The sequence below is a fragment of the Phormidium tenue FACHB-1050 genome (assembly GCF_014696925.1).
GTDB lineage: Bacteria > Cyanobacteriota > Cyanobacteriia > Pseudanabaenales > Pseudanabaenaceae > Pseudanabaena.
The window spans coordinates 125,373-136,168 of sequence record NZ_JACJQY010000002.1; the positions used below are offsets into that span (position 1 = coordinate 125,373).

General features: G+C 42.5%; 7 protein-coding genes. 3 read left to right on the plus strand and 4 right to left on the minus strand.

What is annotated here, in order from left to right:
- Position 1: 1 nt before the first annotated feature.
- Positions 2-2,923, minus strand: coding sequence for a cation-translocating P-type ATPase (locus tag H6G05_RS02030; RefSeq protein ID WP_190575878.1), 2,922 nt, complete (start codon positions 2,921-2,923; stop codon positions 2-4).
- A 151-nt stretch (positions 2,924-3,074) separates the two neighbouring features.
- Complete coding sequence (locus tag H6G05_RS02035) at positions 3,075-3,674, minus strand: hypothetical protein (RefSeq protein ID WP_190575880.1); 600 nt, start codon at positions 3,672-3,674, stop codon at positions 3,075-3,077.
- Between the two features lie 188 nt (positions 3,675-3,862).
- Here H6G05_RS02035 and hisB point away from each other — a divergent pair, with 188 nt between their 5' ends.
- From hisB to H6G05_RS02050, 3 genes are all read left to right on the plus strand, one after another.
- Positions 3,863-4,465: an imidazoleglycerol-phosphate dehydratase HisB gene (gene hisB, locus H6G05_RS02040; RefSeq protein ID WP_094536043.1), complete on the plus strand. Its 603-nt coding sequence runs from the start codon at positions 3,863-3,865 to the stop codon at positions 4,463-4,465.
- 302 nt (positions 4,466-4,767) lie between these two features.
- Complete coding sequence (locus H6G05_RS02045) at positions 4,768-5,955, plus strand: DNA double-strand break repair nuclease NurA (RefSeq protein WP_190575882.1); 1,188 nt, start codon at positions 4,768-4,770, stop codon at positions 5,953-5,955.
- Positions 5,956-6,215: 260 nt separating this feature from the next.
- A complete protein-coding gene (locus H6G05_RS02050) occupies positions 6,216-7,970 on the plus strand; it encodes an ABC transporter ATP-binding protein (RefSeq protein WP_190575884.1) in 1,755 nt (584 codons plus the stop codon).
- An 80-nt stretch (positions 7,971-8,050) separates the two neighbouring features.
- On the opposite strand, the gene H6G05_RS02055 is transcribed toward H6G05_RS02050, so the two are convergent.
- Both H6G05_RS02055 and H6G05_RS02060 read right to left on the minus strand, forming a co-directional pair.
- Positions 8,051-9,646 (minus strand): diguanylate cyclase domain-containing protein, encoded by a 1,596-nt coding sequence (locus H6G05_RS02055; protein WP_190575885.1) that lies wholly within the window; start codon positions 9,644-9,646, stop codon positions 8,051-8,053.
- Positions 9,627-10,517 (minus strand): FecR family protein, encoded by an 891-nt coding sequence (locus H6G05_RS02060; protein ID WP_190575887.1) that lies wholly within the window; start codon positions 10,515-10,517, stop codon positions 9,627-9,629. The genes H6G05_RS02055 and H6G05_RS02060 overlap by 20 nt, the downstream gene beginning before the upstream one ends.
- Between the last annotated feature and the right edge of the window lie 279 nt (positions 10,518-10,796).

A 10,796-nucleotide genomic window follows, 5' to 3' on the forward strand; every position in this document is an offset into this window, starting at 1 on the left:
CTTAGGACTGAGGTTTTACAGGAAATTTTACAGGGTGAGACTTACGCCACCACCTTAAGATAATTTTCTCTGATTCCACCCACAAAACCAACAGCATACTAAATCCAAAGCATAAGCCCAACTCTGAAGCCGAAAGAGCATCTGTCCCGAAAAATTGTCGTAGGCTTGGCACATAGAGCAAAGCAAGTTGCAGGATCGTAGTAAAAATCACGGAAACCAATAAATAGGGATTGGAGATAGGATTTAACTCAATGATCAGTTTGGAATCAGATCGACAGGCGAGGGCATGACCCATTTGAGCAATACAGAGAGTTGTAAATGTAATAGTTTTCCAATGCTCTTGCCATGAAGGATTACCAGAGTTATAGACAAGTTCCATTAAGGAAATAGTTTGCAAACCAAAGACAACGCCAATTCGCAGGATATACCAACCTAATCCCCTCGCAAAAATATTCTCTTTGGGGTTAAAAGGAGGTCGTTGCATTACATCAGCTTCTGATGGTTCCACAGCTAAAGCTAATGCGGGTACACCATCAGTAACGAGATTCATCCACAGGATTTGTAAAGGGGTGAGGGGAACTGCATTAACGCCTAAAAATGGAGTCGAGGCGATCGCAATCACTTCACCGACATTACTACCAAGAATATATTTAATAAAGCGGCGGATATTCGCGTAAACCGTGCGTCCTTCCTCAGTTGCCGCCACAATCGTCGCGTAGTTATCATCCAGCAAAATCATATCGCTAGCTTCTTTAGAAACATCTGTTCCCGTGATTCCCATCGCAATTCCGATATTCGCCTGTTTGAGTGCAGGGGCATCATTCACACCATCACCTGTCATCGCCACCACTTCACCACATCGTTGTAATGCTTGGACGATTCTTAGTTTATGTTCAGGTGAAACTCTGGCATAGACAGCGGTTTGTCGAGAGAGCGACGTGAGTTCATCATCGGTCATCAATTCAATTTCTTGCCCCGTTAAAACGCGATCGCTATCTGGATAAAAAATATTTAAGTCACGAGCGATCGCTTGAGCTGTGAGTTGATGATCGCCTGTAATCATCGTCGTGTGAATCCCAGCTTGGCGACTGATTTGCACAGCCTTAGCAGCTTCCGCCCTGAGCGCGTCTCGAATCCCGATTATGCCTAACCAAACGAGATTATTTTCTATATTGGCGAGTTCTTCCTCTGTCGGTAAATTTTCTAAGGGCAAATAGGCAAATCCTAATACGCGCATTCCCTTAGAGGCAAGCAGAGTGTTTTGGATGTTAATCGCTGTTTTGTAGGAAGTTGTAATTAAACCAATTTGTTTATCTATTTGAATGCGATCGCAGTGACTTAAAACTAGTTCTGGAGAACCTTTGCAAAATAGGAAGTAAGGCGTATTCGGTAACAGTGCAGCGATCGCTCGTAGGGCTTCGGGTGTATCTTCGGCATTCATACTGTTAATGGTAGCGATCGCGCTCATCATTTTCCGCTCAGACGTAAAGGGAATCTCTGCAACCCTTGAGAAATAATGCGTAAAGTGTGACTGCCAAAGATTAGCTTTTCCTGCCAAAGTTAATAACGCGCCTTCAGTAGGATCGCCGATTATTTTCCACTGTGAACTATTTGTAGGCACAGGCAAGGGGCTTAAGTTTCTTTTTCCTTTTGAGGTTTGGCGATCGCTTATTTGTTCAACAGTCTTTTTCTGGAGATAGGAGTCATTGCAAATTACACCTGACGCTAGTAAAAGCTGTAATTCTGCACATTGATAAATACTAAGATCACTGGCTAGCATATCTCCCGCTAGTCGAGAGAGCGAAAATTCGCCAATTGGTTCATAGCCAGTTCCATTGATTTGGGCAGCATAGTTCGTAGTAAAAATATTTTCGGCTACCATTTTGTTCTGGGTCAGCGTTCCTGTTTTATCGGAACAAATCATGGTTACCGAACCAAGGGTTTCCACCGCAGGCAATTTGCGAATCAATGCATTACGGCGTACCATTCTTTGCGTGCCAAGGGCAAGAGTCACTGTAATCACCGCAGGTAAACCTTCAGGAACTGCGGCAACCGCCATACTTAAGGATGTATTGAGCAACTTCACAAAGTCACCATTTCGCCATAGCCCTATGGTAATCACGATCGCTACTAGCACCAAAGAAGCGATTACCAAAGCCTTAGAAAGTTCTGCCATGCGTCTTTGCAAGGGAGTTTCTTCCAATTCCACATCTTGCAGGAGATTGGCAATCTTCCCTAACTCTGTTTGCATTCCTATCGCTGTGACCAGCATCATCCCTCGTCCTTGCAATACCTCAGTTCCCTGAAAGAGCATATTGCGGCGATCGCCCAAGGATTCGTCTTCATGAAATACTTGATCGGCAAATTTATTTATGCCTTGCGATTCTCCCGTCAGCGCTCCTTCTCTGACTTTCAGCTTGATCGCCTCTAATAAGCGTCCATCCGCCGCAACTTGCATCCCTGCATCCACAAACACAATATCCCCTACTACCAGTTCTGAGGAGAGGATTTCCGTAACTTTTCCTTCGCGAAGGACTCTCACATTGGGAGCCGCCATCCGTTTTAAAGCAGCAAGTGCTTCCTCGGCACGACTTTCTTGGACATATCCCAAAATGCCATTGAGAATCACGATCGCGGCGATCGCTACCGCATCTTTGGGAAAATTACCCACCCGTAAATCTAAGCCTGCCGAAACTACCGCCACACCCATCAGCATCAACAGCATGATGTTAGTAAACTGATCGACAAAAATACTGAGCTTAGAGCGTCCTGCCTTGCCAGTTAATTCATTACGTCCATAGATAGCTTGGCGATCGCTTACTTGCCACGACTCTAGCCCCAACTCTGGATTTGTATCCAAAGCCGCGATCGCTTCATCAATCGTTAAAGTGTGCCAAACTGGCTTTGTCGGTAAATTGTTCATTGTTTTTTGCCAACAATCAGAATGCTAGAGTCTCAGCTTAAGCCTATCAGAGTCTATGCCCTCTCTAAGCTAAGATGTATTGAGAGATTGTTACGACTGACATAAGCGAGATCGCCATACTAGATAGTGCTAATGCAATTCTGAGGGAATATCAAGAACGCTTACCTGCTGTAAATCCATACCACTCATCTACAATGGGATAATATTTATAAATATCAGAGCCAAAGTGATAGTTGCCATAGGGGTTGGGCTGATAGGCAAATCCATAAAAGTCAGAGATATCAATAAAGCGAAAGTTCGCAGTACTAAAATAGATACCACCACGGCTATCGCGATCGCATTCTATGACGCGATATAGACCTAATCTTTGGTTAACTGGTTTGCTATTACAGATGGAGTTGAGCTTATCCGCATTAGTAACAACCGCCTCAAAGGCAGGGCGTGATACTGAAAAGGCTATTGTTTGGGGCAGATTAGTTTTTAATAAAATTACTGTTAGCCCTAAAGTTACTGCGGCAGAGATTATTAAGGTTTGAATTGCAGGGAAAAAATTTATCTTCTTCAAGATTTGCATCCCAACTACAACTATCACTACAAATGCAATTAAAAGCGGGATTCCATAAATATACACAATCAAAAGAAGAATAAAGGTCAGATCGGCAAGCTCTCCAGGAAAGCAACTAATCCACAGTATTCCCAGACAAATTAGTTGCAAGAGAAACAAAAGTATAAGTAGGAAACGATTCGCCATTCTTCAGCACCTTATTTAGAAACTTGCCGTAGATTATAGCGAGCCTAAATAGGTGAGAGTGCGCCCCTTCGGGGCGCACTCTCACCTATTTATAAGTATTGGTAAATAGATCGAACAAAGAGATCGCAATTTAAGGTTACAGTGTAGTAAATCTGACACCTTACAACCTTTATCAATTCCGCTCCGCTATGTCCTACGATACTCCTCGCATTGCCAAAGTCCACCGCAAAACTGGCGAAACCGATGTCACTGTGGCGCTAAATCTTGATGGCACTGGTAAAGGCAATATCAATACTGGTATTCCCTTTCTTGATCACATGCTGCATCAAATTTGTTCCCACGGATTGATTGATCTTGATGTGCAAGCAACAGGTGATTTACACATTGATGATCATCACACCAATGAGGATGTGGGAATTGTATTAGGGCAAGCACTAGGGCAAGCATTAGGCGATCGCAAAGGAATTGCAAGATTTGGGCATTTTGTTGCGCCCCTTGATGAATCTTTAGTACAGGTCGCCCTCGACTTTTCGGGTCGCCCCTATTTGGTATATGGCTTAGTAATTCCCAATCAGCGCGTAGGAACCTATGACACAGAACTAATTCGTGAGTTTTTTCAAGCTGTGGTTAATCACGCGCAAATGACACTGCATGTGCGCCTCTTAGAAAGTGGCAATTCTCATCACATTATCGAGGCTGCTTTCAAGGCTTTTGCTCGTGCTTTACGCATGGCAGTAGAAGTCGATCCGCGTCGTGCCAGTATGATTCCTAGCTCAAAGGGTGTTTTGTAGCACTAAAATTCCAAGATGAGATAAGTATCTGGGCATAATTACTACCCAGAGCCAAAGTCTGTGGCGCAGCCTGCGCCACAGGCTTTGAGGTTTTATATTTAATTGCTTTAGGAAAAAGTAATACCAAAACACAAAATGGCTATGCCATTTTGTGTTTTGGTATTATAGCTGTCGCCATTCTTGTTAGGACATAAAACCCAAATAGTGTGAGGCGGCGCTTCGCGCCGCCTCACACTATTTGGGTTTTGATTTGTCCTGATACAGGTGGCTATAGCTATACTAGAAAATTTAGAAAAGTACTTATGCTAGATTTACAGAAGTTGATGGGACAGATGCAAGGAATGTCTGAACAATTGCAGAAGGAAGCCCAGCAATTGACAGTCAAACTCGATCGCGCTGAAACTATATTTCATCAAGCCTCTGCCAACCAAGCTAATCTTTGTAAACACAGTGAAATCCTGCGCGATCGCTTCATGTTTAATTGCGCGGAACCTGTTGAACCTCTGGAACAAGTTCAAGCAATATCACCCACAACCACACCACATATTGTTCTCGCCACCGATGGCTCACAGATTGCCCCTAGTCGCCATGAAATTGCCTACTGCTATTTGATTAATATCGGTCGAGTTGCCATTTACTATAATTCTGGCATCTATCCTTTACTTGATAATGTTCCTGAAGTCTTTTATAAAATGGAAGACCTCTATAAAGCTCGTCAGTGGGGAATTCAGACAGAGCAATGGATGACACTCAAACGTACTGTTGCTGAAAATGTGGCTCTAGCCAATTTAGCGATCGCTACACTTGCGAGTTATCCTCATTCGCCAATGTTAGCTTTTAGCGATGGAGCCTTAGTCCATTGGGAACTTGATGAGATTCCCGCCGATGCGCGATCGCATCTTTTGCCAGATATCCTTGCCGCATGGGATAACCTAAAAACTCAAAAGATTCCCTTAGCAGGATACATTAGCGCTCCCCGCGCCGCAGAAGCAACTAATTTTTTGCGTTTGCAGCTCTGTCCCTTTGAGGAGCCTGATTGCCATACCCATTGCTCTGATAAACCACTAGATGCTGCACCCTGTAGCCAAATCCAACCTTTGCGTGACGGAACATTATGGAGTCGTTTACTGAAAGCAGGTGAATGCAGTCCTATCTGGAAAAGTCAGGCGCGAATTTTGCAGGAATATGGCGAACATCAGATTTATTTTTGCTACCTTCATGTCGGTACAGAAATCGCTAGAATCGAGATGCCAGCTTGGACAGCTCTGGATACAGAAATGCGATCGCAAGCTTTACAAATCATTCTCGCGCAGGTACAAAAAGGCTATGGCTATCCTGTGGCACTTGCGGAGGCGCATAATCAAGCAGTGGTCACTGGTAGCGATCGCCGCCGCTTTTTTGCAATTCTAGAGCAACAAATGGTGAAGTCGGGGTTACGGAATGTGACGACTTCTTATAAGGAATCTCGCAAGCGCAGCAGCATTGCCTAATTCCTCTAATAATTTTGCTATAGCAAAGCAAGTTTTGCTTAGGACATAAAACCCAAGAATCAAGTGGCGGCGCAAAGCGCCGCCACTCGATTCTTGGGTTTTGGTTTGTACTAGCTAACTCTTTTTTTGCTATACATTGACCGATCTGCCCAAGCCGATCGCGGTAACCACCGCCAGCCAACAGGATGAAAAGCAATACTTGATTTTCGCAAAGGCTTACTAGGCAAGCTTTTGTCAAAATCAAGTAATATGGGTATATTATGGCGCGATCGCAATTTCAAAATCTCACAAATTATCTCCGTCCTTACTGGAGTGACTTAGCCGTTGGCACGGTTGCCCTTCTAGTGGCAAATATGCTTGGCACATATATTCCTTGGCTGATCAGAGTTGCAGTTGACGATCTTAGTAAGATTCAGGCTATTGATTCTTCAAATCTGATGAATTATGTGTGGCTAATTGTTGGGTTGTCATCACTGATGTGGGTCATCCGTATGACCTCCCGTGTGTGGATTTTTGGGATTGGGCGCAAGATTGAGTACAGCCTCAAGCAACAAATTTTTGAGCATTTACTCAAGCTGCCACCGAGCTATTTTGCCAACAATTCCGCAGGTGAGACGATCAGCATTGTCACCAGCGATGTGGAAAATATTCGCCGCCTGATGGGATTTGCCCTTCTCAGCATCATCAACTCAGTATTTGTGTATAGCCTGACTCTGCCAGCGATGATCGTGATTGATCCGATGCTGACGTTGTTATCAGTTTCTGTTTATCCAATCATGTTGGTGATTGTGCAGAGCTTTAGCGGTCAGTTGCGTGATGAACAGTTAGAAGTTCAAGAAGAACTATCAAATGTCAGTTCGCTTTTACAAGAAGATCTCAATGGCATGGCTTTGATCAAAACCTATGCTCAGGAGGAGAACGAACGAGGAGCCTTTAGAAAATTAAACGATCGCTTACTGGATGCTAATCTGCGAATGGCTCGCAGTCGAAATATCTTATTTCCATTACTAGGTGGAATTGCCAGTATTAGCTTTTTAGTATTGATTTGGTTTGGTGGCGAAAAATTAGCAAATTCAGCGAATACAACATTCAAAATAGGTGATTTGCTGACCTTGATCATTTATGTAGAAAGACTAATTTTCCCAACGGCGATTTTAGGCTTTGTGATGGTGACTTATCAACGTGGATTGGTGAGTATCGGAAGGATTCAAGGCATTCTCGATCTGCCCCCAGCGATCGCCGATCAAACAGATGCGATCACTCTTTCTAAGGAGAAAGTTACAGGCAAAATTGAAGCGAGAGATCTCACCTTCACCTATGACGGAGCTAGTCACCCTGCGCTCAATCATGCTAACTTCACGATTTATCCAAGTGAAACCGTTGCTATTTTGGGAACAGTTGGTTCTGGCAAATCTACTCTTGCTAGTGCTTTGATGCGCTTAGTTGAAGTTCCATCGGATCAAATTTTTATTGATGGCGTAGACATTACAAAAATGCGGATTGCCGATCTCCGCGAGATTATTTCATTTGTACCGCAGGATAGTTTCTTATTTAGCGCCACGATGCGCGACAACATTCGTTATGGAAAGCCCCAAGCTTTTGATCATGAAGTGGAGAATTTTGCTAATCAAGCGCGTATTGAACAAGAGATTCTTAAGTTTCCCAAACAATATGACACCTTCGTTGGTGAACGGGGAATTACCCTTTCAGGTGGGCAGAGACAGCGCACTGCTCTAGCGAGAGCTTTGTTAGTAGATACTCCAATTTTGGTGTTAGATGATGCGCTCTCTAGTGTGGATAATCAGACAGCAACAGGCATTTTAGGCAATTTCCCTAAAAACAAAACCGTGATATTTATTACACACAATCTATCGGCGGCTTCAACTTGCGATCGCATTATTCTGATGGATGCAGGCAAAATTGTCCAAGTGGGGACTCATGCTGAGTTACTAACTGAGTCTCAACTTTATCAAAAGCTCTGGAATCAGCACAAACTCGAAACGGCTATCAAGTAGTTCGATATAGCCATTTGCGTCGTGCGAAGCACGACAAATCAAAAACACAGAAATGGCGGCGCAAAGCGCCGCCATTTCTATTAGATTAAAGCATCAAAAACTTGATAGCATGACTTACCAAGGGATTTAGCTTGATACATAGCAATATCAGCGTCAGCAAGGATATCTTTTGGAGTTTGATAGGTCTCAATACTAAAAGCCAAGCCCATACTCATGGAAATACTGATCTCGTTGCCCTCAAGACAACAAGTGGGAGCCATCGCCGCTTGAATTCTTTCAATCGTAATGATCGCATCTTGCTTTTCCTTGAGATTATCTAGCAAAACCACAAACTCATCACCACCAAGCCTAGCAGCAGTATCACCTGAGCGAATTGAGGCACTTAAGCGTTTTGCCACTTCGATCAATAGGCGATCGCCATTCAAATGTCCTAGGTTATCGTTAATAGATTTGAATCCATCCAAATCCACTAAAATAACTGCAAATAGATAGCCATGTCTTTGATAGAGAGAAATCGCATGATTAATGCGATCGGTGAGTAAAATGCGGTTAGCTAAGCCCGTAAGATGGTCATGAAAGGCTTCATAGGTAAGCTTAGAATTTATTTGTTGCAAATGTTGCCTTGATTCGATTTGATTTTGAACAATACTGCATAGTCCAATTGATAGAAGTAAGGAGATCGGCATAGCTACTGGTAGCCAATAGCCAAATGTATAAAATCCAAAAGCACAGACTCCCCAACCACCAGAGATGACTAGCACAATTACTATTTGTTTAAAAGTTTTACTTTGCCCAAGTATCCAAGCTAGCGCCATGCCAACTAAGAGCATTAATCCCCAAGTCCAATGTATTTCAGGAACTCGCAACTGATTCTGCTGCAAAAAGTTTTGCAGAATATTGGCATGTAAATGCACGCTGTGAGCAGGATCATTTCCATCAAAAGGGGTAACCAATGCATCATTGCCTGTAGCAGTTACACCTACAAGAACAATCTTGTTTTGGAAAGTATTTAGAGGAATACGCTCTTCAATCACATCGACAAAGGAATATTGGCGCATTTGTTGAGGGCGAAATGTCCAGTTGATGCAAAATGTCACATCTGGATTTGGCATTGGCACATTTCCCCAGACGAGGTTATAGGCTTGTAAGGTAGCCATTGCTAGAGAAGGTGTATCATCTTTGTATAATTCTGTCCAACGCACGATCCCGTCACTACTTTTAAGATCAAGAATATGCCCTGAGCCGATCGCTACTTCCGCTAGTTGTGGAACTGGCAGTAACTTTTTACCCTGAGCATTCCATGCTTGAGATAAAACAACTTGTCTATTGTCGGACATCACTCTGGCTAACAATACATCAGCAGAACTAGACTCTGACCAAATTAAATTAATTGTAACTGTACTCGCTTTAGCTTTGGTGAGCTTTTGGAGTAATGGGATATAGCGATCGCGCGTCCATGGAAAGCGTCCTAATTTTTCGATGCTGACATCATCGATCGCAATAATTACTAAACGCTCATCCCAATTGCTATCAATGCGCCAATTTGTAAACCGATTATAGACAAAGTATTCAAGGGGTTGAAAAGCGCCCAAGTTAGATAAAATGGCGGTGATCACCATCGAGACTGTCCAAGGAATAGACTTCTGTACTATGCGTTTAGAAAATAACCAGTTCATAGATACGTTGTTTTCCCAAAGGATTGGAGACGATGACATTGATCTCAGCTCTGTATATTGAATTGGTGGTTAATACAGCCCTGAATTGACCATTTCGATCAACAACTTGCTCAACTCCATCAATTGTTACTGTATTAGCAAAATCAACCTGTCCAACTAGAATCACTTGGCGATCGCCATTTTCAAACTGCTTGAAGACTTGATACTGCAAATCATTATTGTCCTGAATAGGGACTGGCTGCGAAGGTGGCTCTCCTAATATGGTTTGATTTTGAAATCCTTGCTCCACTAAAACCTCTGTGTTTTGGGCTTCAGTCATTACTGAACCCTCAAAGGTAGAAAGGATCGTGCGACCATCATTCTTTACATTTAATACATACTCTGTGCCTCTAACTCCTGTAACGACAGCAGGAGTCTGAATATTAAATCGTGAACTAGGATTAGAGAATCGTCGAATTTGTAAACGTACTTGTCCTTTAGGTACTTGTAAAATCGTAATTCTTCCATCGTCGCTAGTAACTTTTAGCGCATCTATACGAACTACTGTCCGCTCAGCAACATTAACAAAGCCGATACCTGTATCAACACTTAACACAGCCGTTGATTTTCCATCTGTGACAATTTCATCACCAATTATCGAAAGGCGATCGCCCCTTCGCGCAGGACGATTAGTATTTTGATTACGTAAAAAAACTTTCCCACGCACTTGCTCTACTTGTAAATATCGGTTTGTTTTTACTTGCAACTGAGATTGAGCAACACTTAGGTCAACTTTTACGAATAGTCCTAAAATTAAAGTTGCACTACCATAGCTAAAAATGCTAAGAAACTTTTTGTTCCATAAGTTTTTGGTAGGGATAGTGTTTATCATCTGTTGTAAATGAAAAAATTAAATGTAGTGAGGAAGTGTAAATCACAAGAAATCTGAGAGCTAATCCACCTTACTAAATAAGACTAGAAGCTTTATTAAATTCTTAATCAAATTAGTATATTTAAGTCTTTATAATGAAAACCATTATAAAATCTAGACTTGCTTTGTAGACTTATTTGTCAATTTATTTAATATACCAAACTAATGTATAAGTTGACTACATTTTCTAGTCTGTTTTGGTATAGGAATGTAGGTTTTGCTTAGGACATAAAACCCAAA